Raw genomic sequence first — 26,134 nt, 5'->3', positions numbered from 1 at the left:
ACCAGTGTACGTCGTGCGGGACGAGTACGCCTGATGTGACCTCTGAAGCGGGTACCGATGGCCTCAGCGGGCGTTGAAGTACTTCGCCTCCGGGTGGTGGATCACGATGGCGTCGGTGGACTGCTCGGGGTGGAGCTGGAACTCCTCGGACAGCTGGACGCCGATGCGTTCCGGCTGGAGCAGGTCCGCGATCTTGGCGCGGTCCTCCAGGTCGGGGCATGCGCCGTAGCCGAGGGAGAAACGGGCGCCCCGGTACTTCAGGGCGAACATGTCCTCCATCTGGGCCGGGTCCTCCCCGGCGAAACCGAGCTCGGAGCGCACGCGGGCGTGCCAGTACTCGGCGAGGGCTTCGGCGAGCTGGACGGAGAGGCCGTGGAGTTCGAGGTAGTCGCGGTAGGCGTTGGCTTCGAACATGCGGGCGGTCTCCTCGCCGATGCGGGAGCCGACGGTGACGACCTGGAAGCCGACGACATCGGTTTCGCCGGACTCCTCGGGGCGGAAGAAGTCGGCCAGGCACAGGCGGCGGCCGCGGCGCTGGCGCGGGAAGGTGAACCGGGTGCGTTCGTTACCGTCGTCGTCGAGGACGATCAGGTCGTCGTCCTTGGACACGCACGGGAAGTAGCCGTAGACCACGGCCGCTTCCAGCAGGTTGTCCGTCTGGAGCCGGTCCAGCAGCCCGCGCAGCCTCGGCCGGCCCTCGGACTCGACGAGTTCCTCGTACGAGGGCCCGTCACCGGTGCGGGCCTGCTTCAGGCCCCACTGGCCCTTGAACAGGGCGCCCTCGTCCAGCCAGGACGCGTACTCCTTGAGCTGGATGCCCTTGACCACGCGGGTGCCGCGGAAGGGCGTGGTGGGCACCGGGTTGTCAGTGGCGACGTCGGAGCGGACGTGGCCCTCCTCGGGGCGCTCCTCGATCTCCACGGTGGCCGCGCGGACCCGTCGCTGGCGCAGTTCGGGCAGTTTCACGCCGGGCACGCCCCGCTTGATGCCGATCAGGGCGTCCATCAGGCGCAGGCCCTCGAAGGCGTCGCGGGCGTAGCGGACCTCGCCGTCGTAGATCTCGTGGAGGTCCTGCTCGACGTAGGCGCGGGTGAGGGCCGCGCCGCCGAGGATCACGGGGTAGTCGGCGGCCAGCTTGCGCTGGTTCAGCTCCTCCAGGTTCTCCTTCATGATCACCGTGGACTTGACCAGGAGCCCGGACATGCCGATCACGTCGGCCCGGTGCTCGTCGGCCGCCTCGAGGATCGCCGAGACGGGCTGCTTGATGCCGAGGTTGACGACGGTGTAGCCGTTGTTGGACAGAATGATGTCGACGAGGTTCTTGCCGATGTCGTGCACGTCGCCTCGGACCGTGGCGAGCACGATGGTGCCCTTGCCGTCGTCGTCGGTCTTCTCCATGTGCGGCTCCAGATGGGCCACCGCGGTCTTCATGACCTCGGCGGACTGGAGCACGAACGGCAGCTGCATCTGGCCGGAGCCGAACAGCTCACCGACCACCTTCATGCCGTCGAGGAGGGTCTCGTTGACGATGACGAGGGCCGGACGCTGGGTCAGGGCCTCGTCCAGGTCGGCCTCGAGGCCGTTCTTCTCACCGTCGATGATGCGGCGCTTGAGGCGCTCGTCCAGCGGAAGAGCGGCCAGCTCCTCGGCCTTGGACGCCCGCAGCGACTTGGCCGTGGCGCCCTCGAAGAGCGCCATGAGCTTCTGCAGCGGGTCGTAGCCCTCGCGGCGGCGGTCGTAGATCAGATCCAGTGCGGTGGTGACCTGCTCCTCGTCGAACCGCGCGATCGGCAGGATCTTTGACGCGTGCACGATCGCCGAGTCCAGGCCTGCCTTCACGCACTCGTCAAGGAAGACGGAGTTGAGCAGGATGCGGGCGGCCGGGTTCAGGCCGAAGGAGATGTTCGACAGACCGAGGGTGGTCTGCACGTCCGGGTGGCGCCGCTTGAGTTCGCGGATGCCCTCGATGGTGGCGACGCCGTCGCCGCGGGACTCCTCCTGGCCGGTGCAGATGGTGAAGGTGAGGCAGTCGATGAGGATGTCCGACTCGTGGATGCCCCAGTTGCCCGTGAGGTCGTCGATCAGCCGTTCGGCGATCTCGACCTTCTTCTCGGCGGTGCGGGCCTGGCCCACCTCGTCGATGGTCAGGGCGATCAGCGCGGCGCCGTGCTCCTGTGCCAGCTTCGTGACCTTGGCGAACCGGGATTCGGGACCGGCACCGTCCTCGTAGTTGACCGAGTTGATCACCGCTCGCCCGCCGAGCTTCTCCAGCCCGGCGCGCAGGACGTCGACCTCGGTGGAGTCCAGCACGATCGGCAGCGTGGAGGCGGTCGCGAACCGCCCGGCGAGCTCCTGCATGTCGGCGACGCCGTCGCGGCCCACGTAGTCCACGCACAGGTCCAGCATGTGCGCGCCCTCGCGGATCTGGTCGCGGACCATCTCCACGCAGTCGTCCCAGCGGCCTTCCAGCATGGCCTCGCGGAACTTCCTCGACCCGTTGGCGTTGGTCCGCTCCCCGATGGCCAGGTAGGAGGTGTCCTGCCGGAACGGCACGCTCTGGTAGAGGGAGGCCGCGCCCGGCTCGGGGCGCGGGTGTCGCTCGGTGGGGGCGGTGCCCCGTACCCGCTCCACGACCTGGCGCAGGTGCTCGGGTGTGGTGCCGCAGCAGCCGCCGACCAGGGACAGGCCGTACTCGCGTACGAAGGTCTCCTGCGCGTCGGCCAGTTCCGGAGCGGTCAGCGGGTAGTGGGCGCCGTTCTTGCCCAGGACCGGCAGACCGGCGTTGGGCATGCAGGAGAGCGGGATGCGGGAGTGGCGGGCCAGGTAGCGCAGGTGCTCGCTCATCTCGGCCGGGCCGGTCGCGCAGTTCATGCCGATCATGTCGATGCCGAGCGGTTCCAGCGCGGTCAGCGCGGCGCCGATCTCGGAGCCCAGCAGCATCGTGCCGGTCGTCTCCACCGTCACCGAGCAGATCACCGGCAGGTCGAGGCCCAGGGCGTCCAGGGCACGCCGGGCGCCGAGCACGGAGGCCTTGGTCTGCAGCAGGTCCTGTGTCGTCTCCACCAGCAGCGCGTCCGCGCCGCCCGCGACCAAGCCCTCGGCGTTGCGCTGGTAGGCGTCCCGCAGAAGGGTGTACGGGGCGTGGCCGAGGGTGGGGAGCTTGGTGCCGGGGCCGATGGAACCGAGCACCCAGCGTTGCCGGCCGTCCCGCGCGGCGAACTCGTCGGCGACCTCGCGGGCCACCCGGGCACCGGCCTCCGAGAGCTCGTGGACACGCTCGGGAATGTCGTACTCGGCCAGCGCGGAGTGGTTTGCACCGAAGGTGTTGGTCCCCACGCAGTCGACGCCGGCGGCGAAGTACTCCTCGTGCACCGAGCGCACGATGTCCGGGCGGGTCTGGTTCAGGACCTCGTTGCACCCCTCCAACTGCTGGAAGTCGTCCAGCGAGGGGTTCTGCGCCTGGAGCATGGTGCCCATCGCGCCATCGGCGACCACCACGCGGGTGGCGAGCGCCTCGCGGAGGGCGGACACACGGGTCCGGGTGTCGGCGGACGGGGTGGACGGCGACGAGGCCATGAAGGGGCTCCCTAGGATGCGACGGCTGTCGGCTTTGCGCTACCCGGTGCCGTCCGCGGGGGACGTCCCGGGGGAGGACGCACGCCGCCAGGGTAGCCGGGACCGGAAGCTGATGGTCGAGCAGTCCACGAGACGGACGAGTATGGCGGGGCGGATGCCCGCCGAAGGGGTGACCTTTCGGCCCCGAAACGGGCCGTGAAACAGTCCGGGAAGAGCCGGGGGCGAGCCGGGGAGGGACCGGGGGCGAGACAGCGGCAGCCCGGGGAACGAGACCGGCGGCGGCCCCGGCGGACGGGACAGGGACGGCCCCGGAGAGGGGCAGAGGAGGGACAGCCACGGCCCCGGGGACGAGCCGAGGACAAGACGGCCACGGCCCGGGAACAAGGCGGGGACGAGGCAGCCACGGCCCGGGAACAAGGCAGGGACGAGGCAGCCACGACCCGGGAACAAGGCAGGGACGAGGCAGCCACGGCCCCCGGGGACGAGGCGGGCGCGGGTCGGGAGTGGCCACCCGGGAGGAGGGCCGGGGACAGGCGGCCTCTGCCCCTTCCCAGCCGCTGCCGGAGGAGCGGTCCGGGCCACCGGGACGTGGCCGAAGTGCAACAGTTGCCCGCCGACCATTGGCGGGAGGTCGGCATGGACCGGTATTGTTCGGCATTGCCGAACGACGTCAGCGTCACCGAGGTCGGCAGTCGAAGGGGACGGAGGCAGTACGTCGATGGCACGGAACATCCAGTCGCTCGAACGGGCGGCCGCGATGCTGCGCCTGCTCGCGGGCGGCGAGCGGCGGCTCGGCCTGTCGGACATCGCCTCCTCGCTGGGTCTGGCCAAAGGCACCGCCCACGGCATCCTGCGCACCCTCCAGCACGAGGGCTTCGTCGAGCAGGACGACGCCTCCGGGCGCTACCAGCTGGGCGCCGAGCTGCTGCGCCTGGGCACGACGTACCTCGACGTGCACGAGCTGCGGGCGCGTGCCCTGGTGTGGACGGACGACCTGGCCCGGTCGAGCGGTGAGAGCGTCCACCTCGGCGTCCTGCACCAGCAGGGCGTCCTGATCGTGCACCACGTCTTCCGACCCGACGACAGTCGGCAGGTGCTGGAGATCGGGGCCATGCAGCCGCTGCACTCCACGGCGCTGGGCAAGGTGCTGTCGGCGTACGACCCGGTCGCACACAGCGAGGCACTGGAGACCGACCGCAAGGCGTACACGGACCGGACCGTCTGCGAGCCGGACGGCTTCGAGTACATCCTGGACATCACACGCGCGCGTGGCTACGCGGCCGACGTGGAGGAGACCTGGGAGGGTATCGCGTCCATCGCGGCCCCCATCCACGACCGCAGGCGCATGCCGGTCGGCGCGGTCGGCATCACCGGGGCCGTGGAACGGCTGGGCCGGGACGGCGAGCTGCGGCCCGAGCTGGTCGCGGCGGTACGGGACTGCGCCCGCGCGGTGTCGCGGGACCTGGGCGCCGGGCGGTTCTAGCAGGGCGGTGCCAGCCGGGCGGTCGCAGTCGGGCGGCCCACTGGCCGGCGCGTGGAGACGGTACGGGACAACGAAGGCCGGAACGCCGAACGCGTTCCGGCCTTCGGCGTTCCCGGCGGGGCACACCGCAGCCAAGATCGATAGTCCACGACGATCAATAACGATCGTGTTTTCGATAACAGTGCTCTTGACGCATACGGGACGCCGGGACGAGACTCGCGTCCATCGGTCGGCATTGTCGAACACCTACCGGCAATACGCGTTAGAGTGTGACAACGCCAAGGGCCGCCATCGCTCTCACACCGAGGGCGCCGGAACACCCGGAGGGACCCGGGGGTTCGGCTTTCCCTGGACGAAGGACAAAGGAGTCGCGGGTGTCCAGCTCCGACATCTTCATCGGCGAGACCATCGGTACCGCCATACTCATCCTGCTCGGCGGCGGCGTCTGCGCCGCCGTGACGCTCAAGGCCTCCAAGGCCCGCAACGCCGGCTGGCTCGCCATCGCCTTCGGCTGGGGCTTCGCCGTCATGACGGGGGCGTACATCTCGACCCCCCTGTCCGGCGCCCACCTCAACCCGGCCGTGACGGTCGGCATAGCGATCAAGGACGGCGAGTGGGGCAACGTCCCCACCTACTTCGCCGGCCAGATCCTCGGCGCCATGATCGGCGCGGTCCTGGTCTGGATCGCCTACTACGGCCACTTCCAGGCCCACCTGACCGACCCGGAGATCGTCGGCGCTCCCGGCACGCAGGACACCCCGGCCAAGGCCGTCGAGGCCCAGGAGAAGGGCGCCGGCCCGGTGCTGGGCGTCTTCTCCACCGGACCCGAGATCCGGAACGTGGTGCAGAACCTCGCCACCGAGATCATCGGCACCTTCGTCCTGCTGCTCGCCATCCTCACCCAGGGCCTGAACGACGAGGGCAACGGCCTCGGCACCCTGGGCGCCCTGATCACCGCGTTCGTGGTGGTCTCGATCGGCCTCTCCCTCGGTGGCCCGACCGGCTACGCGATCAACCCGGTCCGCGACCTCGGGCCGCGCATCGTGCACGCCCTGCTGCCCCTGCCCAACAAGGGCGGTTCCGACTGGTCCTATGCCTGGGTCCCGGTCGTCGGTCCGCTGATCGGCGGCGCGATCGCCGGAGGTGTCTACAACGTCGCGTTCGCCTGAGCGGACATCCGCTCGGCCATCATCGAGCCGCAGCACACGCGCCGTACGCACCGACCACCACACCACGGAAACCCAGGAGCACACCGTGACCGACGCTCACACCGCAGGCCCCTTCATCGCCGCCATCGACCAGGGCACGACCTCGTCGCGCTGCATCGTCTTCGACCGCGACGGGCGCATCGTCTCCGTCGACCAGAAGGAGCACGAGCAGATCTTCCCCAAGCCGGGCTGGGTCGAGCACGACGCCACCGAGATCTGGACCAACGTCCAGGACGTCGTCGCCTCCGCGATCGAGAAGGCCGGCATCACCCGCGACGACATCAAGGCCATCGGCATCACCAACCAGCGCGAGACCACCCTCGTCTGGGACAAGAACACCGGTGAGCCCGTCCACAACGCCATCGTCTGGCAGGACACCCGCACCGACGCCCTCTGCCGGGAGCTGGGCCGCAACGTCGGCCAGGACCGTTTCCGCCGCGAGACGGGCCTTCCCCTCGCCTCCTACTTCGCCGGCCCCAAGGCCCGCTGGCTACTCGACAACGTCGACGGTCTGCGCGAGCGCGCCGAGGCGGGCGACCTGCTCTTCGGCACCATGGACACCTGGGTCATCTGGAACCTGACCGGCGGGGTGAACGGCGGCAAGCACGTCACCGACGTCACCAACGCCTCCCGCACCATGCTGATGAACCTGCACACCATGCAGTGGGACGAGAAGATCGCCGAGTCCATCGGCGTGCCGACGCGGATGCTCCCCGAGATCCGCTCCTCCGCCGAGGTCTACGGCGAGATCACGGGCGGCCGCCTCGGCGAGCTGCTCGGCGGCATCCCGGTCGCCTCCGCGCTCGGTGACCAGCAGGCGGCCCTGTTCGGCCAGACCTGCTTCTCCGAGGGCGAGACCAAGTCGACGTACGGCACCGGCACCTTCATGCTGATGAACACCGGCGACAAGATCATCAACTCGTACAGCGGCCTGGTGACCACCGTGGGCTACCAGATCGGCGACAAGAAGCCGGTCTACGCCCTGGAGGGCTCGATCGCCGTCACCGGTTCGCTGGTGCAGTGGATGCGCGACCAGATGGGCCTGATCTCCACCGCCGCCGAGATCGAGACGCTGGCGATGCAGGTCGAGGACAACGGCGGCGCCTACTTCGTGCCGGCCTTCTCCGGTCTGTTCGCCCCGTACTGGCGCTCCGACGCCCGCGGTGTGATCGCCGGCCTCACCCGGTACGTCACCAAGGCGCACCTCGCGCGCGCCGTCCTGGAGGCCACCGCCTGGCAGACGCGGGAGATCGCGGACGCCATGACGAAGGACTCCGGTGTGGAGCTGACCGCCCTCAAGGTCGACGGCGGGATGACCTCCAACAACCTGCTGATGCAGACCCTCGCCGACTTCGTGGACGCGCCCGTGGTGCGCCCGATGGTCGCCGAGACCACCTGCCTCGGCGCCGCCTACGCCGCCGGTCTCGCCGTCGGCTTCTGGAACAGCACCGACGACCTGCGCGCCAACTGGCGGCGGGCCGCCGAGTGGACCCCCCGCATGGACGCGGAGATCCGCGACCGTGAGTACAAGAGCTGGCTCAAGGCCGTCGAGCGGACCATGGGCTGGCTCGAGGACGAGGAGTAAGAACCGCAATGACCACTCAGTCCACCCTGCAGTCCGTGCCTGCCCTGGGTACGCACCCGGCCTCCGGCTCGAACCCGAGCCGGGCCGAGACCCGGGAGCAGCTCTCCAAGGCGTCGTACGACCTTCTCGTGATCGGCGGTGGCATCCTGGGCATCTCCACCGCCTGGCACGCCGCGCAGTCCGGCCTCAGGGTGGCCGTGGTCGATGCCGGCGACTTCGCCGGTGCCACCTCCTCCGCCTCCTCCAAGCTGCTCCACGGCGGACTGCGCTACCTGCAGACCGGCGCGGTGAAGCTGGTGGCGGAGAACCACTTCGAGCGCCGTGCGGTCTCCCGCCAGGTGGCCCCCCACCTGGCGAACCCGCTCACCTTCTACCTCCCCGTGTACAAGGGCGGGCCGCACGGCGCGGCGAAGCTCGGCGCCGGTGTCTTCGCGTACTCGGCACTGTCCGCCTTCGGTGACGGCGTCGGCCACCTGCTGTCGCCGGCCAAGGCCGCGCAGGACGTGCCGGAGCTGCGCACCGACAACCTCAAGGCCGTGGCCGTGTACGGCGACGACCAGATGAACGACGCCCGCATGGCGCTGATGACGGTCCGCGCGGCGGCCGAGTCCGGTGCGGTCGTCCTCAACCACGCCGAGGTCACCGGCCTGCGCTTCACCAAGGGCCGGGTGACCGGCGCCGAGCTGAAGGACCGGCTGAGCGGCGACGAGTTCGGGGTCAGCGCCCGCCTGGTGCTCAACGCCACCGGCCCCTGGGTCGACCACCTGCGCCGCATGGAGGACCCGAAGGCGGTCCCGTCCATCCGCCTCTCCAAGGGCGCGCACCTGGTGCTCAAGCGCACCGCGCCCTGGAAGGCGGCGCTGGCCACCCCGATCGACAAGTACCGGATCACCTTCGCCCTCCCCTGGGAGGACATGCTGCTGCTCGGCACGACCGACGAGGAGTTCGAGGGCGACCCGGCGGACGTCGCGGTCAACGACAAGGACATAACCCAGATCCTCGACGAGGCCGCGTTCTCCATCCGCGACCAGCAGCTCGACCGGGACCTGATCACGTACTCCTTCGCGGGTCTGCGCGTGCTGCCGGGCGGTCCCGGTGACACCGCGAAGGCCAAGCGCGAGACGGTCGTCACCGAGGGCCGGGGCGGCATGCTCTCCGTCGCGGGCGGCAAGTGGACCACCTTCCGCCACATCGGCCGCACCGTCATGCAGAAGCTGGAGGCGCTGCCGGGCCACCCGCTGGGCGACGACTTCGAGCCGATCGCCTCGCTGCCGAAGAAGCTGCCGCTGCCCGGCGTCGCCAACCCGCGCGCGGTGGCACACAGGCTGCTGGTGGACGGCCCGGCACCCGGCCCGCGCATGGCGGCGGACACCGCACGGCACCTGGCCACGCACTACGGCTCGCTGGCCTTCGACATCGCCCGCCTGGCCAACGACAGCCCGGAGCTGGCCGAGCGGGTGCACCCCGACGCCCCGGAGATCTGGGCGCAGGTCGTGTGGGCCCGGGACAACGAGTGGGCCGAGACGCAGGACGACGTGCTGCGCCGGCGGACCACGCTGACCATCCGCGGCCTGGCCACGGACGACGTCCGCGCCAAGGTCCAGGACCTGCTCGACAAGAAGTAGGAACCGACCACCCGCCGGGTGGGGGCGGCGGCCCGCGCCGATGGAGCCGCCGCCCCCACGCGCGGGTGTCTCGCGGTTCACGCCGACCCCCATAATGTCCTGAGACATCGGATGTCTCAGCGGCATCTTCGAAGCACAGGGAGGTCGGCCGTGGCGGTCACCGACGAGGCCATCGAGAAGATCAAGGACATGATCGTCTCAGGCGCGCTGCGGCCCGGCGACCGGCTGCCCAAGGAGAGCGAGCTCGCCGCCGGCCTCGGGCTGTCCCGCAACTCCCTGCGCGAGGCCGTGCGCGCCCTGTCCCTGATCCGGATCCTGGACGTGCGGCAGGGGGACGGCACCTACGTCACCAGCCTGGATCCGCAGCTCCTGCTGGAGGCCATCGGCTTCGTCGTCGACTTCCACCGCGACGACACGGTGCTGGAGTTCCTCGCCGTGCGCCGCATACTGGAGCCGGCCGCGACCGCGATGGCGGCCTCCCGGATCAGTGAGCCGGATCTGGACGCGCTCAGTGCCCGGCTGGACGCCCTCGGCCCCGAACCGTCGGTGGAGGAACTGGTCGCCTCCGATCTGGAGTTCCACCGGGGCATCGTGGGCACCTGTGGCAACTCGGTGCTCTGCTCCCTCCTCGACGGTCTGTCCGGCCCCACCACCCGGGCCCGCGTCTGGCGCGGGCTCACCCAGGAGGACGCGGTCGGCCGCACCCTGCGCGAGCACCGCGCGATCCTCGCCGCACTGCGCGACCGGGACGCGGAGGCGGCACGCTCCTGGGCGACGGTGCACATCGCGTCCGTGGAGCAGTGGCTGCGCTCCACTCTCTGATCCGGCTCCGATCCGGTGGCGGCGGCCGGGTGTCCGGCCGACGGGAACGGGGCAGTGATGCGTTCACTCCCCCGTGCGAGGGGGCTGCGGGCGGCCCCTCGGCACGCCGTAAGGTTGGGGGGTACGCGAGGGCACGTCGGAAGGAGGCGCTGAGTGATCGAGCTCGAGGGGGTTCCCGAGCTGGTCGACCCGGTCATGGTGGCCGCGTTCGAAGGCTGGAACGACGCCGGCGACGCCGCCTCCACCGCGGTCGCGCATCTCGACAAGGAGTGGAAGGGCGAGGTGTTCGCGGCGCTCGACGCCGAGGACTACTACGACTTCCAGGTCAACCGTCCCACGGTGTTCGTGGAAGCGGGCGTCCGCAAGATCACGTGGCCGACGACGAGACTGTCGGTAATCCGGGTCGGCGGCGACAAACCGCGTGACCTCGTGCTGGTCCGCGGCATCGAGCCGTCCATGCGCTGGCGCTCGTTCTGCAACGAGCTGCTCGGCTTCGCCCACGAGCTGGGCGTCGAGCTGGTGGTCGTCCTGGGCGCCCTGCTGGGCGACACCCCGCACACTCGTCCGGTCCCGGTCAGCGGGACCACGTCGGATGCCGACCTGGCCCGGCGCATGGATCTGGAGGAGACCAGGTACGAGGGGCCCACGGGCATCGTCGGCATCCTCCAGGAGGCGTGCACGCACGCGGGCGTACCGGCAGTGTCGCTGTGGGCCGCGGTGCCGCACTACGTGTCGCAGCCGCCGAACCCGAAGGCCACGCTGGCCCTGCTGAACCGGCTCGAGGATCTCATCGGCGTGCGCATCCCGCTGGGCGAGCTGCCCGAGGACGCGCGTGCCTGGCAGGTGGGTGTGGACCAGCTGGCCGCCGAGGACAGCGAGGTCGCCGAGTACGTCCAGTCGCTCGAGGAGGCCCGGGACACCGCGGAGCTGCCGGAGGCGTCGGGCGAGGCGATCGCCCGCGAGTTCGAGCGGTATCTGCGACGCCGGGACGGCTCCGGTCCCGGCGGGACGGGTGGACCGGGTGGCCACGCCACGGCTGATGGCACAGACGGCGCGCCGGGGACGCCGTATCTGCGGGACAACCCCAGCGGCCGGGCCCGTCCGCCGAGACCGCCGAAGACAGGCGGGGACGACGAGGAGTCGTCGGAGGACTGAGCCGAGCACTGAGCCGACGAGACAGGGGGCGCTTCCCGCCGGGAAGCGCCCCCTGTCCGCGTGGTTCGCCTGTTGGTGGTCGCCCGTCTAGAGCGCCACGCCCAGCAGCGCGTCGACCGCGCGGGAGACGACGCCGGGGGCGCCGATGTCCGTACCGCCGCTCTCCTGCTGCAGCGCGGCCCAGCGGTCGACGGCGTCGAGTGCGGCCGGGGAGTCCAGGTCGTTCGCGAGTGCCTCTCGGATCTCGTCGACGAGTGCCTCGGCGGACGGGCCGTCGGGCCGGGAGACGGCCGCGCGCCAGCGCTCCAGCCGGGCGAGGGCGTCCTGAAGCACCTGGTCGGTCCACTCCCAGTCGGAGCGGTAGTGGTGGGCGAGCAGCGTGAGCCGGATGGCGGCCGGGTCGACGCCCTCGCGACGCAGCTTCGAGACGAAGACCAGGTTGCCCCTGGACTTGGACATCTTCTCGCCGTCGAGACCCACCATGCCGGCGTGGACGTACGCCTTGGCCATGGGGAACTCTCCGGTGAGCGCCTGGGCGTGCGAGGCGCCCATCTCGTGGTGCGGGAAGGCGAGGTCGGAGCCGCCGCCCTGGACGTCGAAGCCCATCCCGAGGTGGTCGAGGGCGATGGCCACGCACTCGATGTGCCAGCCGGGGCGTCCGCGGCCGAGGGAGCCGCCGTCCCAGCTGGGCTCGCCCTCCCGGGCCGCCATCCACAGCATGGGGTCGAGCGGGTTCTTCTTGCCCGGCCGGTCCGGGTCGCCGCCCCGCTCTGCGGAGAGCAGTCGCATGGCGGCGGCGTCGAGGTGGGAGACGCCGCCGAAGTGGGGGTCGGACTCCACGGAGAAGTAGGTGTCGCCCTCGAGCTCGTACGCCGCGCCCCCGTCCCGCAGCCGCTCGACGAGCGGGACGATGCCGGGTATGGCCTCCACGGCGCCTATGTAGTGCCGCGGCGGCAGCATCCGCAGCGCCGTCATGTCCTCGCGGAAGAGGGCGGTCTCCTTCTCGGCGAGGGCGGTCCAGTCGACGCCGTCGCGCACGGCCCGCTCCAGCAGCGGGTCGTCCACGTCGGTGACGTTCTGGACGTAGTGAACCTGCCGCTTGGTGTCGAGCCACACGCGCTGCACGAGGTCGAACGCGTTGTAGGTCGCCGCGTGTCCCATGTGGGTGGCGTCGTACGGCGTGATGCCGCAGACATAGATGCGGGCGACGGGACCCGGGTCGAGAGTGACCAGGCCTCCGGTCGCGGTGTCGTGGATCCTCAGGTCGCGGCCCTGACCAGGCAGGGCGGGGACCTCGGAAGCGGGCCAGGCATGCATGTCATGAGCCTAACCGGACGGATGTTCCGTACACGAACCGGACCGGTCCGGATGGCCGGTAAGGCGCTCTTGCGCGACACCGCCCGCCGTGCGGGATGTCACCGGCCGTCCTACGGGCGCCGCCGTACGGACGCCGTCCGCCCTCGTACTCGCCCCGCTTCCCCCGTACCCGCCCCGCTTCCCCCCGTACCCGCGCTGCCTGCCGCCCTACCGGCGGCACCGGCCGTCGTGCTGGTCGGCGACACCGGGTCGCTACACCGGCGGCCAGGGGATGGCCGGCCACTCGCCGCTCGGTGCGGGGTGCTTCCCGGCGGTCAGCAACGCCTCCACACGCGCGCGCGTGGCGTCGAGTTCGGCGGGGGTGATGAGCGGGCCGAGCCGGACCGCCAGGGGCCCGTCGACCGTCAGAGCCTGCCTGAGGGCGTCGAGCACGGCCAGGGCCTCCCCGGTGAGCGGATCACCCGCCCAGCCCCACAGCAGGGTGCGCAGCTTGTTCTCGGCGTGGAAGGTCACCCCGTGGTCGATGCCGTACAGCCGCTCCTCGGCCGAGGGCAGCAGATGGCCGCCCTTGCGGTCGGCGTTGTTGATCACGGCGTCCAGGACGGCGAGCCGACGCAGTCGCTCGTCGTCGGCGTGTACGAGCAGCGCGGTGCGGCCCTCGCCGACCTCGGCGAAGGCGACCGCCTTCCAGCCGGGTCCGGGCTCCTCGTCCTCCACCAGGGCGAGCAGGTCCGTCTGGGGCACCGTCTCGATCCACAGCTGGCACATGCCTTCGCCGTACGGCCCGTCGCGCAGCACGGTGGGCGGTACGAGGCCCCAGCCGGTCGCCTCGGAGACCTCGTAGGCGGCGACCTCGCGCCGGGCGAGGTCGCCGTCCGGGAAGTCCCACAGGGGCCGCTCCCCGGCGACCGGCTTGTAGACGCAGGCGGCTTCGAGTCCCTCGTGCGTCACCGTGCAGTACAGCGCCGCGTTGGAGGCGTCACGGATGCGTCCGCGTACGGTCAGCTCGCCCAGCACGAGCAAATCGGCGGCCGCCACGTCGGGGGTCACGCTCCGCGGCGGTATCCGTTCTGGCGCGGACATACATGTCCTTCCGGGTCGAGCGGGAGGCTGCACAGCGGGCACGGCGGCCGCCCGGCGTTGACGACGTCGAGGGCGCGCTTGGCGAAGGCCCTGGCCTGCGCGCCGGTGAGCCGGACCCGCAGCATCGGGGGGCCGTTCTCCTCGTCCTGGAGCAGCCGCTCCTCGGCCTCCGCCAGGTCCTCCTCGGACTCGGCGTCCAGCTCCACCAGTGCCTGCGCCTCGACGATCATGCGCTGGTCGTCGCCGTCCCAGGCCAGCGCCATGGTGCCGACCCTGAACTCCTCCTCGACGGGGGCGTCCAGCGGGCCGGTGTCGGCGGGCTCGGCGGGAGCCACGGCGGGGACGACGGTGCTGCCGCCGCTACGCCGTACGACCTCGTCGAGGAGTTCGTCCATGCGCTCGGCGAGGGCGGCGACCTGGGTCTTCTCCAGGGCCACGCTGGTCACCCGGGAGCCTGCGGTGGCCTGGAGGAAGAACGTACGGCGCCCGGGCAGCCCGACCGTACCGGCCACGAAACGTTCCGGTTGGTCGTAGAGGAACACCTGACGGGACACGTCCTGTCTCCATGGAAGTCGGGGGAAGCGGGGAAAGCGGGAATGCGGGGGTACTGCGGCGACCGCCTCACCCTACTGCGGCCGACGATCACGGTGCGCCCGCACCACCACCGACCGGGGCCCGGTCGCCCGGGGGCTCCTCGTGGGGGGCCAGGGAGGCGAAGTCTCCGGTGTCCCCGAGACGGACGAGGAACGGGCGCAGCCGGGTGTAGCGGATCGCGGTGACGGAGCAGGGCTCGACGGAGATCCGCTGGAAGAGGTCGAGATGCAGGCCGAGGGCCTCCGCGACCAGGGACTTGATGATGTCGCCGTGGGAGCACATCAGGTAGACGGCGTCGGGGCCGTGGTCGCGCTCCACGCGCGCGTTCCACTCGCGCACCGCCTCGGCGGCGCGGGTCTGCATCGCGCGCATCGACTCGCCGCCGGGGAACGCCGCGGCGGAAGGGTGCGCCTGGACCACTTCCATCAGTGGCTCGTCCGCCAGTTCGGCGAGCTTGCGGCCGGACCAGTCGCCGTAGTGGCACTCCCCGATCCGTTCGTCGGTGTGCGCCTTCAGTTCGGGCCGGGCGTCGAGCAGCGGTCGGATCGTCTCCTGGCAGCGCTGCAGCGGGCTGGTGACGACCTCGGAGAGCGGCAGGGCGGCGAGCCGGCCGGGCAGCGCGGCGGCCTGTGCTGCCCCGCGTTCGTCGAGGGCGACGCCGGGCGTCCAGCCGGCGAGCAGCCCCTCGGTGTTGGCGGTGGAACGTCCGTGCCTGACCAGGATCAGCGTGGGCATGCGCACAGGGTAGGCATACGGCGCGGTGCGCGGGCACCGGGGTGAGGGGAGAATGCGTTCGGTGATCGTCGACTGTGCCATCTACCGGGACGGGCGCCGCACGGACGGGCCCGAGGACCTCTCCGACGCGCTCGGCGAGGCGCGGACCGCGGGCGCCTTCGTCTGGATCGGCCTGCACGAACCGACGGAGGAGGAGTTCGACCTGGTCACCGAGGAGTTCGGGCTGCACCCGCTGGCGGTGGAGGACGCGCTCAAGGCCCACCAGCGGCCCAAGCTGGAGGTGTACGAGGACTCGCTCTTCGCCGTCCTCAAGCCGGTGGTGTACGAGCCGGAGAGCGACGCCGTCTCCACCGGCGAGCTCATGATCTTCCTGGGCGACGCGTTCGTGGTGGTCGTCCGGCACGGCGAGGGCGCCCCGCTGAAGGCCGTACGGCAGCGTCTGGAGCACGAGCCCGAACTGCTCGGCAACGGGCCCACCGCGGTGCTGTACGCGATAGCGGACGCCGCCGTCGACCACTACCTGGAGGTGGCGGTCGAGCTGCAGAACGACCTGGAGGAGCTGGAGGCGGAGGTCTTCTCGCCGGACGGCGGCGGCTCCCGGCACACCGCGTCCCGGATCTACACCTTCAAGCGGCAGGTCCTGGAGTTCCGCCGGGCGACCGGTCCGCTGGCGCCGCCGCTGGCCCGGCTGGCCGGGACGGGGGCGTTCGGCGCCGGGGTGCCGTTCGTGGACGACCGGGCGCGGCCGTTCTTCCGCGACGTGAGCGACCACCTCACGCGCGTGAACGAGTCGGTGGAGGGCCTGGACCGGCTGGTCTCCGACATCCTTTCGGCACACCTGGCGCAGACCGGCGTCCGGCAGAACGACGACATGCGGAAGATTTCCGCGTGGGCGGCCATGGCGGCGGTCCCCACGATGCTCGCGGGGGTCTACGGCATGAACTTCGACCACATGCCGGAACTGCACTGGGAGGGGGGCTACCCGGCGGTGATCGTGGTGATGGCCGCTCTGGAGGTGCTGTTGTTCCGGCTGTTCAAGCGCCGCGGCTGGTTGTAGACCCGCGAAAGGGGCCGGCTGCGGACCCGCGGAGGGGGCCGGGGTCGTCAGGCGACCTCGGGGGCCGCGGCGGCGGGTCTGCCGAGCGCGTCGCGCCGTCGCGGTGGCCGCAGGGTGACCATGCGGCGCCGGCCGGCCAGTCGCTCGTAGGCGTACACCGCGTGGATGCCCGCCGCGAGCATCGTCGACCTGGTGCGCGACCAGCCGAGTAGGTGCCCCATGCGGGCCATCACCGCGAGGCTGACGTCCCGGTGGACGCGGATCTCGGCGAGCGCGCACTCGCGCAGCGTCCGCCGGATGAACCGTCCGTGCCCGGCCGCGGCGTAGCGCAGCAGTTCCTCGTGGGAGTAGGCGAGGTGGTTGTCCTCGTCGGCCGAGATCATCCGGACGGCCCGGCCCAGGTCCGGGTGGTCCGTGAAGTGCTTGAGGAGCATCGCCATCTGTTCGGCCGCGCGCTGTTCGGTGACCCTGCTGTGCGCGAGGTAGGTGATGATGTCCCGCGTCGTGAGGGGCTGGTCGGCCTTGAGCCTGGCGTGGGAGAGACCGATACCGCGCCGCTCCAGGAGCATGGTGTAGTCGGTCTCGGGGGGTACCTCCACGGGCTCGAGACCGCGCTTCTTCAGCAGGGCGTTGAAGATCCGTCCGTGCTTGTCCTCGTCCGCGCCGTGCCGGCTGATCTTGGGCGCGAGGGCGCGCTCGCTCTCCGGTACCAGCGCCGCGATGCGCGCGTTCTCCCAGCCGCCCTGCGACTCGCCGCCGGCCGCGATGGAGCAGAAGAGACGGAACGACTCGTCGTTGTGGACGATCTCCTGGAAAAGACTCTTGGCCGAAAACATCGCTGGCACCTCTCTGCCTCCGCAGGGCTTCGCGGGTTCCGCAGACCGCGCGGACTCCGCGAAGTACGAGTCAAGTGCGGGAGAGGGGGCTCGGCAACAGGTGCGGTGGCCAACTCAGCCAGAAGAAGGACGGGCGGGGACACGACGAGGCGTAACCACTCGCGCGCGGGAGCGTTGTTCCCCGTGACGGCCGTGGCGGGGAAGACCCCCGAGCCCCCACCACGGCCGCAGAAACCTACCGGTACCTCTGGCCTCCGGCTAGGCCAGTCCGGCGCGCTCCAGGGCTTCGGTGCCGGCGCGGAGTGCGGCGATCCGCTCGTCGAGCGTGAAGCCCGCGGGGGCGAGGGTCAGCGTGGTGACACCGGCCGCGGCGTAGGCCTTCATCCGGTCCGCGATGCGGTCGACGGAGCCGAGCAGCGTCGTCCGGTCGATCAGGTCGTGCGGTACGGCCGCGCCGGCGCCCTGCTTGTCGCCGGACAGGTACTTGTCCTGGATCTCGGCGGCCTCCGCCTCGTACCCCATGCGCTGGGCGAGCTGGTTGTAGAAGTTCTGCTTGCGGCTGCCCATGCCGCCGACGTAGAGCGCGGTGTAGGGCCGGAAGGTGTCGGCGAGCGTCGTGACGTCCTTGTCGTCGCCGAGGGCCAGCGGCAGGGTCGGGCAGACGTCGAAGCCGTCGAGGGTCTTCCCTGCCTTCTCGCGCCCGGCGCGCAGGTGCCGGATCGCGGTGTCCTCCAGGTGGTCGGCGGACGGGAAGATGAGCAGGGCGCCGTCGGCGATCTCGCCGGTCTGCTCCAGGTTCTTCGGCCCGATCGCGGCGACGTAGAGCGGGATGTGCTCGCGCTGGGGGTGCACGGTCAGCTTGATCGGCTTGCCGGGGCCGCCGGGCAGCGGAAGCGTCCAGTGCTGTCCCTCGTACGACAGCCGCTCGCGGGTCATCGCCTTGCGCACGATCTCGACGTACTCGCGGGTGCGGGCGAGCGGCTTGTCGAACTTGACGCCGTACCAGCCCTCGGAGACCTGCGGGCCGGAGACGCCGAGGCCGAGGCGGAAGCGGCCCTTCGAGAGGGAGTCCAGGGTGGCGGCCGTCATCGCGGTCATGGCGGGCTGGCGGGCCGGGATCTGGAAGATGGCCGAGCCCACGTCGATGCGCTCGGTCTGGGCGGCGACCCAGGTGAGCACGGTGGCCGCGTCGGAGCCGTAGGCCTCGGCGGCCCAGCACACGTCGTAGCCGAGCCGGTCGGCCTCCTGGGCGACGGCCAGGTTGTCCGCGTCCATTCCGGCACCCCAGTAGCCGAGGTTGATCCCGAGCTGCATGGCCGATTCCCCTTACTGATCAGTAATGCCTTTCGGGTTCCGACCATAGCGTGGGAATTCGGTTGTCCACAGGCCCCCACAGCGCAAGCCGTGGCCAGTAATGTCGGCGTTCATGGAGCAGAGGCATCTCGGCCGCACCGGCCTGCGCGTGTCCCGCATCGGTCTCGGCACCCTGACCTGGGGCCGGGGCACGGACGAGCACGACGCCGCGGACCTCTTGAAGATTTTCTGGGAAGCGGGCGGGACCCTCGTCGACACCGCGGACGTGTACGGCGACGGGGAGTCCGAGTACCTGCTCGGGCGGCTCATGGAGGGCCTGGTTCCGCGCCGGGACCTGGTGATCTCGACGAAGGCCGGCAGCGTGCCGGATCCCGACCGCCGCTTCGACGGTTCGCGCGCCCATCTGCTCTCCGCGCTGGACGCCTCGCTGGCCCGCCTCGGCACGGACCACGTCGACGTGTGGCACCTGCACGCCTTCGACCCGCACACGCCGCTGGAGGAGACCCTGCACGCCCTCGACGTGGCGGTGAGCAGCGGCCGTGCCCGGTACGCGGGGACCTCCAACTTCTGCGGCTGGCAGCTGGCCAAGGCGGCGACCTGGCAGTTGGCGGCGCCGGGCGTACGGAACCGGCTCGCGAGCACCCAGATGGAGTACTCCCTGCTCCAGCGGGGCATCGAGCGCGAGGTGCTGCCGGCCGCCCTCGACCTGGGGATCGGCCTGCTGCCCTCCTCGCCGCTGGGCCGCGGCGTCCTCACCGGCAAGTACCGCAAGGACGCGACGCCGTCGGACTCGCGCGGCGCTTCGGAGCATCTGGCCCCGTTCGTCGCGCCCTACCTCGACGACACGGCCGGCCACATCGTGGACGCGGTGGCGACGGCGGCGGACGGGCTGGCGGTGACCCCGCTCGAGGTGGCGCTGGCCTGGGTCCGCGACCGGCCCGGCGTGGTCGCCCCGATCGTCGGCGCGCGCAACGCGCGGCAACTCACGGCTGCGTTGTCAGTGGAGACCCTTAGTCTTCCTGACGAGATCTGCCGGGCTCTCGACGACGTGTCGGCGCCCGTGCACCGCTATCCCGATCACGACTGGAGCACGCTGTGAGCACGGAGCCCGAGCCCGCCTCTGAGGACACCGCGGACGCCTTGGACGCCGTGGACGCCGGGCCGGAGACCCCGGGCACCGCGAACGGGGCCGAGCCGGACGCCGCCGGAAACGACGTGTCGGCAGCCGACCGGGCTTCCGGGTCCGGGGCTGCCGACGTCGGGACCGCCGCCGGGGAGCCCGGAGAACCGGGCCGTGGAGCGGCCGGGGAGGCCCGAGAGCCGGACGGTGACGGCGCCCGAGAGGCCGAAGAGCCGGGCGGTGACGGCGCCGCCGGCGACGGTGCGGCGGGGCAGGTGTCCGAGGCCCAGGCCGAGCTGGCCGCTCAGCGGCTGGTGCGGGAGCGGATCGAGCGGCGGAAGGCCGAGAAGCAGGCGCCGGTCGGCGCCGGGGCCAAGCTCAGCGGCACGGCGGCCGATCTACTCGCCGCCGTGCGGGCCGTGGAGAGCGGCGAGAAGACCGCGGCCACGGTCTTCGGCGACCCCACCCCCGCACCGCGCCGCGCCGCCCCGGAGCCGGTACGACAGCCACAGCCGGTGCCGGCCGGGACGGGCACCGGGCCCGCGGGACCCGCGCCGGAGACCGTCCAGGCCGTGCGGCGGGTACTGACCGAGGGCGGTGCCCCCGAGGCGCTCGCGCCGCAGACCGCCGCGCTTCTCGGCGAGGGCGCCCAGGAGGCGTTGCGGGCGGACCCCTGGCAACTGCTCCGCGTCGGCGGGGTACGGCCGGAGCAGGCCGACGGGTTCGCGCGGGCACTGCTCGGCGCGGCGTGCGGCCCGGACGACGAGCGCCGTGGCCGTGCGATCACGGTATGGCTGCTGGAGCAGGCGGCCCTCGCTGGTCACACGGCCCTGGAGCTCTCGCGGCTCACGGCCACGCTGTCCCAGCGGGGCGTCCCGGACCCCGATGCCGCCGTTCAGAGCACGCTCGCCGAGGGCGAGGCGCTGGCCTTCCAGGACGCGTTGGAGGAGACGCGCGTCCACCCGCACAACGCGCCGAACGCTCCGGAAGCGTCCGGCGGGGCGGGGGGCGCGCAGAGTACGGAGGGTGCGGAGGGCACGGACGAGGGCGAGGGCGAGGAGCGTCCGGTCCGGGTCCTGGTCGGTCTGGAGCGGTACGCACTCGCCGAGGAGAGCCTCGCCGACGGTCTGGCCCGGCTGGTCGGCTCGGCGCCGAAGCAGGACGGTTCGACGGCGGACTGGGAGCAGGCCGCCGCGTCCGCGCAGGGTGCCGCCGCCGACCTGATCCGTGCCGTCGCGGACCACGGGCTGGTCCTGCACACCGGCGGTGAGGCGGCCCTGGCCGAACCGGCGGCCCTGCTGCACGCCGCGCACACCCTTGGCCTGCGCGCCTGGGCCGCCGCGCCCGGGCCCCTCGGCCGCGACCGCTTCGCCGCCCTGCTGGGTGACCCGTCCTCCGGGACCCGCCCAGCGGACTCCGCGGTCCCGGACTCCGCGGTCCCGGACGGCCCGGGACGGAACTCCGCCACGGTGGACGGGGCCGTACCGGCGGGCCCCGCCGCCGTCGGCACCGTGGCCGGACTGCTGACCGGGGCCGAGGGGCCGGGCCGGGACGCCGACGGTGCGCTCGACCTCGATCTGCTCGTCGTGCTCGACGCGCCGCAGCTGGACGTCGAGGCGGGCGCCCTGCTGGCGGAGTCGCTGCCGGACGGGGCCCGACTGGTACTCGCAGGGGATCCGGCGGTGCTGTGGTCCGTGGGCCCCGGGCGGGTCTTCGCGGATCTGCTGGCGGCGCGGGTCTGCCCACAGATCGCCTCGCGGCGTCCGGATGCCGGCCCGCTCGGCGAACTGGTCTCCGGCATCGGTATCGGAGAGCTGGGCCAGGTGGAGGCGCCCGGCAAGGAGGTCGTGATCGTGCCGGTGCGGGACGCGGGCGAAGCCGTGCACCGCACCGTCCAGCTCGTCGCGGACTCGGTGCCGCGCGCGATCGGGGTCCCCTCCGAGGAGACCCAGGTGATCACTACGGGCCACGGGGGCGCCGCGGGCACCCGGGTGCTCAACGCGGCGCTGAAGGAGCGGCTGAACCCGGGCCCCGGCCGCTTCGGCGGCTTCGACCCCGGCGACCGTGTCGTCCACTCCCCCGCACCGGGCCGTACGCAGCCGGGCCGGGTGGTGAAGGCCGACGCCGACGGACTGCACCTGTCGTGCGCGGGCGAGGCGGTCGTCGTGCCGAAGGAGCGCGTGGAGCAGTCCGTACGCCACGGATGGGCGCTGACCGCGCACCAGGCGGTGGGCGGCAGATGGCCCGCGGTGGTGGTGGTCCTGCCCGGCGATGCCGCGCAGACCCTCAGCCGCCCCTGGGTCTACACCGCGTTCGGCCGGGCCGCGCGCCATCTGTCCGTGGTGCACGGCGTGGAGCAGGCGCTGCCCCGAGCCGTGGCCGAGATCCCGGCGAAGCCACGCACGACCCGATTGCCGGTGCTGCTGGCGCCGCAGGTCCCGGTGGCCGACTGACCTCGGGCGCCTCACCCCGTCGCCCGCTCCGGGCACCCCGGACGACGACGGCGGCGGCGGTGGTGGTCGCAGGGGCCGTCCCCGGGACCACCGCCGCCGCCGTGCCTACCGGCGTGCCGGTCCGTACTCCCGCCGCTCAGCGACACCGCGCGGCGAACCGCCGCTCACCCGCGCCGCTCAGCGATTCGCCTCCGGCCGCACCGGCTCACCGTCCTCGTCCCGGTCGTCGTCCTCGTCCAGCTCCGTGTCGAGGTCTTCCTCCAGCTCCTCCAACTCCTCCTCCAACTCCTCCACCTCGCCGACGCCGGCCTCGTCGTCGTCCTCGTCGTCATCGAGGCCGTGGTCGAACTCGTCGTCGAACACGGCGCTGACGTCGAAGCGGCAGACCACCCGTTGCGGATCGGCCTGCTCGAAGGGGGCTTCCAACCATTCGCCGGGTTCGGCGGCCTCGTCCGCGGCCGTCACCCAGAGCGTGGAGTCGCCCTCTTCCAGTCCGAACTCCTTGTGCCGGGAAGCGATCTCGTCCGCCTCGAACTCGCCGAACAGGAGGCCGAGCGCCCCGTGAACCGTGCCGGAGGCCTCGACACCCGCCCCTTCGTCGTCCGCCGCCTCGACCCGCCGGGCCTGGGCCATCAGCCGCTGCGGCTCGGCCACGGCGTAGTCACGGCGGATCAGGACGCTCAGCGCGTTGGGTTCGTCGGGGCCCGTGTACGGCGGCAGCGAGTCGTCCGTGCCGGGGATCTCGAAGGGGGTGACCTCGTCGTATCGGTCGTAGAGCAGTTCGTCGTACGCCTCCGCGGCCGCGGCCAGCTGGTTGAACGCGTCGTAGACGGTCGGGTCGTCCTCCCCCGACCGGCGTTCGACCGCGGCCAGGTGGCGGTCGAGCGCGGTCTTGACCGCCTCGGCGGCGGCGCGTACCTCGGCAGCGGTGGGCTGCGCAGCATCAGACATAGTGCAGACGCTATCCGTACCGGGGCCCAGCCCGCACAATAGATGCGATGCCGGAATACGAATTTGTCGACGTGTACCTGCCGCGCGGGGTTTCCCGCAAGGAGACGACACGTCTGCTGACCGACCACGCCGAGTACGGACACTGGGAGTTGTACCGCCTGAGCCTGCTGCGCGACGGCAGCCGCAAGGTGCGGCTGCGGCGGCGGATCATCCGCCAGGTACGCGCGACCTGGTGAGCCGGTGACCGGGCTCGACCGGACGCGGGTGACGGAGACGGAGCGGGCCCCGCCGGTGCGGGGCCCCCTGTCGTGCCGAGCCGACTGTCGTGCCGGCCTCTCGCGTCACGCCGAGGCGCGGGCCTTGCGGTAGAGCACCGTGCCCGCGAGCAGCGCGCCCGCGCCCACCGGCAGGGCGAGGCCCAGCGGCAGGCCGCTGCCGGTCTCGGCGAGCCGTGCGTCGTCCCCGGGCTGGGCGACCGTCCGGGTGTCCGGCCGGCTGACGTGCGAGGAGTCGCCCGGCGTCTCGTCGTCCGAGTACGACGGGGTGTCCGGAGCGTCGGGCTCACCAGGGTCTCCGGGGTCCCCCGGCTCCTCGGGAGGCGTCTCGTGACCGCCGACGGGTGGCGTGGAGTGGTCCCCCCCGCCCCCGTTGGCGCAGTCGTTGCCGGTGGTCGGGTTGAGGACGCCGATGACGTCGACGCTGTTGCCGCACACGTTCACCGGCACGTGGATCGGCACCTCGACGTGGTTGCCGGAGGCGACGCCGGGTGAGTCCGTGGCGTGCCCGTCAGCGTGCGCCCCTCCGGGCGAGGCGTCGTGCGAGCCTCCGTGCGAGCCGTCCTGGCTCTTGGAGTCGCCGTACCCGTCGGACGCATCGCCGCCCTGGTTGGCGCACGAGTTGCCCATCGCCGGGTTGAGGACGCCGATGACGTCGACCGTGTTGCCGCAGACGTTCACCGGCACGTGCACCGGCACCTGCACCGTGTTGCCGGACAGTACGCCGGGCGAACCCGAACTCGAGCCGAGCGCTCCCGAGTCCGCGTGGGCGGCGCCGCCCGCGGCGGCGATCACGCCGGTGGCCGCCGCCATCGTCATCAGGCCCTTGCGGGTGACCTGTCGCATTTCCTGAATCCCTGCCTTGCCCTAGTCCCGTAAGCAGCGAGAGTGCTGAGAATTCCGACGTTGCCGTCGTCCCCGACCCCGAAGGCCTTTGCAAAAGCCTTCGGCCCCGGAGCGCATGGCGTGCGCTCCGGGGCCGAAGGACTCAGGCCCTCACGGGGCGAGGCACAACGTCACTTGTTGACGCAGACGTTGCCGAAGGCGGGGTTCAGCAGACCGATGACGTCGATCGTGTTGCCGCACACGTTCACCGGGACGTGGATGGGCGCCTGAACGACGTTGCCGGAAAGGACGCCGGGCGAGTGCACGGCGGCACCCTGGGCACCGGCGTCGGCGGCGGCCATGCCCGCGCCCGCGAGAACCAGACCACCGGTGGCAGCCGCGACGGCGACGACCTTCTTGAGCATTGTTCCTCCTAGTTGGCAAACGCGATCCAGATTGCTGATCGCATCACCTGTAACGAGGAGGAACTAATGAGGCTACGAGCTTATGAGCGCATTCACTCTTCCCGGTCGACGCCCGCACGCGCGGCCGAATACCGTCGCGTGCGGAAGTCACGTTCCGGCGGGCGAGTCAGGAGGCGTCGATGAAGCGGTCGAGGACCCGCACGCCGAACTGGAGCCCCTCCACCGGCACCCGCTCGTCCACGCCGTGGAACATTCCCGCGAAGTCCAGCTCCGGCGGCAGCTTGAGCGGCGCGAAGCCGAAGCAGCGGATGCCGAGGTCGTCGAAGGACTTGGCGTCGGTGCCGCCGGAGAGCATGTAGGGCACCGCCCGCGCGATCGGGTCCTCGGCGCGCAGGGCGGTCTGCATGGCGTCGACGAGCCGGCCGTCGAAGTCGGTCTCCAGCGCCTTGTCGGCGTGCACGTCCTCCCGCCGCACGCGCGGGCCGAGGATGCGGTCGAGGTCGGCGAGGAACTCCTCCTCGTAGCCGGGCAGGAAGCGCCCGTCGACGTGGGCGGTGGCCTGGCCGGGGATGACGTTGACCTTGTAGCCGGCACCGAGCTGGGTGGGTGCCGCCGAGTTGCGCAGCGTGGTGCCGATCATGCGGGCGATGCCGCCGAGCTTGGCGAGGGTCTCGTCCATGTTCTCCGGGTCGAGCTCGGTGCCGAGCGCGTCGGAGAGCTCGTCCAGGAAGGCCCGTACGGTCTTGGTGACCCTGACCGGCCACTTGTGCCGGCCGAGCCGCGCCACGGCCTCGCACAGTTCGGTGATCGCGTTGTCGTCGTTGGTCATCGAGCCGTGGCCGGCCGTGCCGTCGACGGTGAGCCGCATCCAGTGCATGCCCTTCTCGGCGGTCTCGACGAGGTAGAGCCGCAGCTTCTCGTTGACCGTGAAGGAGAACCCGCCGACCTCGCCGATCGCCTCGCTGACGCCCTCGAACAGCTCCGGGTGCTCGCGCACCAGGTGCTTGGCGCCGTACGTCCCGCCGGCCTCCTCGTCCGCCAGGAACGCCAGCACGATGTCGCGCGGGGGCTTGCGTCCGGTGCGCAGCCGGTCGCGGACGACCGCCAGCGTCATCGCGTCCATGTCCTTCATGTCGACCGCGCCGCGCCCCCACACGCAGCCGTCCGCGATCTCGCCGGAGAAGGGGTGGTGGGTCCAGTCGTCCGCGTTGGCCGGGACGACGTCGGTGTGGCCGTGGATGAGCAGCGCGGGCCGGGACGGGTCCTCGCCCTCGATCCGGGCCACCGTGGAGGCGCGTCCGGGGTGGGACTCGAAGATCTGCGGTTCGAGTCCGACCTCGGCGAGCTTCTCGGCGACGTACTCGGCCGCCTTGCGCTCGCCCGGACCCGAGTGGTCGCCGTAGTTGCTGGTGTCGATCCGGATCAGCTCGCGGCAGAGGTCGACGACCTCGTCCTCGCCGGTGACGCTCCTGGCCGTGCCCGAGTCGCTCACGTGGTTCCTCCCGCTGTCACTGCTGATGTCACTGCTGGTGGGTCTCCCTCATCCTCCCCCTCCGGCGGTCCGGGCCCAAGGAGGGGGTGATCGGCCACCCCGGAAAGCCTGGTAATGTTTACGTCGTCGCCAAGGGCAACACCCCGCGCGACAGACACCTTGTCCGGGTGGCGGAATGGCAGACGCGCTAGCTTGAGGTGCTA

General features: G+C 71.7%; 21 protein-coding genes. 10 read left to right on the top strand and 11 right to left on the bottom strand.

The annotated features are described in order from the left end of the window. Positions 1-63: 63 nt before the first annotated feature. The gene (gene metH, locus ABEA26_RS10740) at positions 64-3,576 is read right to left on the bottom strand and encodes a methionine synthase (RefSeq protein ID WP_345591396.1); all 3,513 of its coding nucleotides are present in this window, start codon (positions 3,574-3,576) and stop codon (positions 64-66) included. Between the two features lie 718 nt (positions 3,577-4,294). Here metH and ABEA26_RS10735 point away from each other — a divergent pair. The 6 genes from ABEA26_RS10735 to parJ all read left to right on the top strand — a co-directional run bounded on the left by ABEA26_RS10735 (position 4,295) and on the right by parJ (position 11,454). After that, the gene (locus tag ABEA26_RS10735) at positions 4,295-5,059 is read left to right on the top strand and encodes an IclR family transcriptional regulator (protein WP_345591394.1); all 765 of its coding nucleotides are present in this window, start codon (positions 4,295-4,297) and stop codon (positions 5,057-5,059) included. A gap of 374 nt (positions 5,060-5,433) precedes the next feature. After that, positions 5,434-6,228 carry an MIP/aquaporin family protein gene (locus ABEA26_RS10730; RefSeq protein ID WP_345591393.1) on the top strand — a complete coding sequence of 265 codons (795 nt, stop codon included), beginning with the start codon at positions 5,434-5,436 and terminating at the stop codon, positions 6,226-6,228. An 85-nt stretch (positions 6,229-6,313) separates the two neighbouring features. After that, positions 6,314-7,852 (top strand): glycerol kinase GlpK, encoded by a 1,539-nt coding sequence (glpK, locus tag ABEA26_RS10725; RefSeq protein ID WP_345591392.1) that lies wholly within the window; start codon positions 6,314-6,316, stop codon positions 7,850-7,852. A gap of 8 nt (positions 7,853-7,860) precedes the next feature. After that, positions 7,861-9,477, top strand: coding sequence for a glycerol-3-phosphate dehydrogenase/oxidase (locus tag ABEA26_RS10720; RefSeq protein WP_345591390.1), 1,617 nt, complete (start codon positions 7,861-7,863; stop codon positions 9,475-9,477). Positions 9,478-9,627: 150 nt separating this feature from the next. Then, positions 9,628-10,299 (top strand): FadR/GntR family transcriptional regulator, encoded by a 672-nt coding sequence (locus ABEA26_RS10715; protein ID WP_345591389.1) that lies wholly within the window; start codon positions 9,628-9,630, stop codon positions 10,297-10,299. A gap of 153 nt (positions 10,300-10,452) precedes the next feature. Further along, positions 10,453-11,454: a filament polymerization regulator ParJ gene (gene parJ, locus ABEA26_RS10710; RefSeq protein WP_345591388.1), complete on the top strand. Its 1,002-nt coding sequence runs from the start codon at positions 10,453-10,455 to the stop codon at positions 11,452-11,454. An 87-nt stretch (positions 11,455-11,541) separates the two neighbouring features. On the opposite strand, the gene mshC is transcribed toward parJ, so the two are convergent. The 4 genes from mshC to ABEA26_RS10690 all read right to left on the bottom strand — a co-directional run bounded on the left by mshC (position 11,542) and on the right by ABEA26_RS10690 (position 15,183). Next, positions 11,542-12,771, bottom strand: coding sequence for a cysteine--1-D-myo-inosityl 2-amino-2-deoxy-alpha-D-glucopyranoside ligase (gene mshC, locus ABEA26_RS10705; protein WP_345591387.1), 1,230 nt, complete (start codon positions 12,769-12,771; stop codon positions 11,542-11,544). A gap of 252 nt (positions 12,772-13,023) precedes the next feature. Further along, a complete protein-coding gene (locus ABEA26_RS10700; RefSeq protein WP_345591386.1) occupies positions 13,024-13,854 on the bottom strand; it encodes an SCO1664 family protein in 831 nt (276 codons plus the stop codon). Beyond that, positions 13,818-14,408, bottom strand: coding sequence for a DUF3090 domain-containing protein (locus ABEA26_RS10695; RefSeq protein WP_345591385.1), 591 nt, complete (start codon positions 14,406-14,408; stop codon positions 13,818-13,820). The genes ABEA26_RS10700 and ABEA26_RS10695 overlap by 37 nt, the downstream gene beginning before the upstream one ends. Positions 14,409-14,496: 88 nt before the next feature. Then, complete coding sequence (locus tag ABEA26_RS10690) at positions 14,497-15,183, bottom strand: histidine phosphatase family protein (protein ID WP_345591384.1); 687 nt, start codon at positions 15,181-15,183, stop codon at positions 14,497-14,499. Between the two features lie 61 nt (positions 15,184-15,244). Here ABEA26_RS10690 and ABEA26_RS10685 point away from each other — a divergent pair, with 61 nt between their 5' ends. Next, positions 15,245-16,240: a magnesium and cobalt transport protein CorA gene (locus ABEA26_RS10685; RefSeq protein WP_345591383.1), complete on the top strand. Its 996-nt coding sequence runs from the start codon at positions 15,245-15,247 to the stop codon at positions 16,238-16,240. A gap of 47 nt (positions 16,241-16,287) precedes the next feature. Here ABEA26_RS10685 and ABEA26_RS10680 read toward each other — a convergent pair whose 3' ends face one another. Both ABEA26_RS10680 and ABEA26_RS10675 read right to left on the bottom strand, forming a co-directional pair. After that, positions 16,288-17,076: a ferritin-like domain-containing protein gene (locus ABEA26_RS10680; protein WP_345591382.1), complete on the bottom strand. Its 789-nt coding sequence runs from the start codon at positions 17,074-17,076 to the stop codon at positions 16,288-16,290. Between the two features lie 258 nt (positions 17,077-17,334). After that, on the bottom strand, positions 17,335-18,390 hold the full coding sequence (locus ABEA26_RS10675) for an LLM class F420-dependent oxidoreductase (RefSeq protein WP_345591381.1): 1,056 nt from the start codon (positions 18,388-18,390) through the stop codon (positions 17,335-17,337). 112 nt (positions 18,391-18,502) lie between these two features. Between ABEA26_RS10675 and ABEA26_RS10670 the strand changes: the two genes are divergently transcribed. Continuing rightward, on the top strand, positions 18,503-19,489 hold the full coding sequence (locus ABEA26_RS10670; RefSeq protein WP_345591380.1) for an aldo/keto reductase: 987 nt from the start codon (positions 18,503-18,505) through the stop codon (positions 19,487-19,489). Continuing rightward, positions 19,486-21,963: a helix-hairpin-helix domain-containing protein gene (locus ABEA26_RS10665; RefSeq protein WP_345591378.1), complete on the top strand. Its 2,478-nt coding sequence runs from the start codon at positions 19,486-19,488 to the stop codon at positions 21,961-21,963. The genes ABEA26_RS10670 and ABEA26_RS10665 overlap by 4 nt, the downstream gene beginning before the upstream one ends. 177 nt (positions 21,964-22,140) lie before the next feature. Here ABEA26_RS10665 and ABEA26_RS10660 read toward each other — a convergent pair whose 3' ends face one another. Continuing rightward, complete coding sequence (locus ABEA26_RS10660) at positions 22,141-22,914, bottom strand: hypothetical protein (protein ID WP_345591376.1); 774 nt, start codon at positions 22,912-22,914, stop codon at positions 22,141-22,143. A 47-nt stretch (positions 22,915-22,961) separates the two neighbouring features. Between ABEA26_RS10660 and ABEA26_RS10655 the strand changes: the two genes are divergently transcribed. Next, positions 22,962-23,150 carry a DUF5703 family protein gene (locus ABEA26_RS10655; RefSeq protein WP_055416095.1) on the top strand — a complete coding sequence of 63 codons (189 nt, stop codon included), beginning with the start codon at positions 22,962-22,964 and terminating at the stop codon, positions 23,148-23,150. Positions 23,151-23,255: 105 nt separating this feature from the next. Here ABEA26_RS10655 and ABEA26_RS10650 read toward each other — a convergent pair whose 3' ends face one another. The 3 genes from ABEA26_RS10650 to ABEA26_RS10640 all read right to left on the bottom strand — a co-directional run bounded on the left by ABEA26_RS10650 (position 23,256) and on the right by ABEA26_RS10640 (position 25,931). Next, a complete protein-coding gene (locus tag ABEA26_RS10650) occupies positions 23,256-24,035 on the bottom strand; it encodes a chaplin (protein ID WP_345591373.1) in 780 nt (259 codons plus the stop codon). A gap of 170 nt (positions 24,036-24,205) precedes the next feature. Further along, positions 24,206-24,439, bottom strand: a complete 234-nt coding sequence (gene chpH / locus ABEA26_RS10645; RefSeq protein ID WP_345591372.1) for a chaplin ChpH — start codon at positions 24,437-24,439, stop codon at positions 24,206-24,208. A 166-nt stretch (positions 24,440-24,605) separates the two neighbouring features. Further along, positions 24,606-25,931: a M20/M25/M40 family metallo-hydrolase gene (locus tag ABEA26_RS10640; RefSeq protein WP_345591370.1), complete on the bottom strand. Its 1,326-nt coding sequence runs from the start codon at positions 25,929-25,931 to the stop codon at positions 24,606-24,608. Positions 25,932-26,134: the final 203 nt, after the last annotated feature.

This window comes from Streptomyces marokkonensis, from assembly GCF_039539045.1.
In the GTDB taxonomy this organism is placed as follows: Bacteria; Actinomycetota; Actinomycetes; order Streptomycetales; family Streptomycetaceae; genus Streptomyces; species Streptomyces marokkonensis.
This window is presented reverse-complemented; position numbering and strand designations above follow the sequence as displayed.

Excerpts from the sequence above, each read along its gene's own strand:
- ABEA26_RS10670 (WP_345591380.1), top strand. The coding sequence starts at position 18,503 with ATGGAGCAGAGGCATCTCGGCCGCACCGGCCTGCGCGTGTCCCGCATC.
- ABEA26_RS10650 (WP_345591373.1), bottom strand. The coding sequence starts at position 24,035 with ATGCGACAGGTCACCCGCAAGGGCCTGATGACGATGGCGGCGGCCACC.
- ABEA26_RS10700 (WP_345591386.1), bottom strand. The coding sequence starts at position 13,854 with ATGTCCGCGCCAGAACGGATACCGCCGCGGAGCGTGACCCCCGACGTG.
- ABEA26_RS10735 (WP_345591394.1), top strand. The coding sequence starts at position 4,295 with ATGGCACGGAACATCCAGTCGCTCGAACGGGCGGCCGCGATGCTGCGC.
- ABEA26_RS10680 (WP_345591382.1), bottom strand. The coding sequence starts at position 17,076 with ATGTTTTCGGCCAAGAGTCTTTTCCAGGAGATCGTCCACAACGACGAG.
- mshC (WP_345591387.1), bottom strand. The coding sequence starts at position 12,771 with ATGCATGCCTGGCCCGCTTCCGAGGTCCCCGCCCTGCCTGGTCAGGGC.
- ABEA26_RS10690 (WP_345591384.1), bottom strand. The coding sequence starts at position 15,183 with ATGCCCACGCTGATCCTGGTCAGGCACGGACGTTCCACCGCCAACACC.
- ABEA26_RS10720 (WP_345591390.1), top strand. The coding sequence starts at position 7,861 with ATGACCACTCAGTCCACCCTGCAGTCCGTGCCTGCCCTGGGTACGCAC.
- ABEA26_RS10655 (WP_055416095.1), top strand. The coding sequence starts at position 22,962 with ATGCCGGAATACGAATTTGTCGACGTGTACCTGCCGCGCGGGGTTTCC.
- chpH (WP_345591372.1), bottom strand. The coding sequence starts at position 24,439 with ATGCTCAAGAAGGTCGTCGCCGTCGCGGCTGCCACCGGTGGTCTGGTT.
- ABEA26_RS10660 (WP_345591376.1), bottom strand. The coding sequence starts at position 22,914 with ATGTCTGATGCTGCGCAGCCCACCGCTGCCGAGGTACGCGCCGCCGCC.
- ABEA26_RS10675 (WP_345591381.1), bottom strand. The coding sequence starts at position 18,390 with ATGCAGCTCGGGATCAACCTCGGCTACTGGGGTGCCGGAATGGACGCG.
- metH (WP_345591396.1), bottom strand. The coding sequence starts at position 3,576 with ATGGCCTCGTCGCCGTCCACCCCGTCCGCCGACACCCGGACCCGTGTG.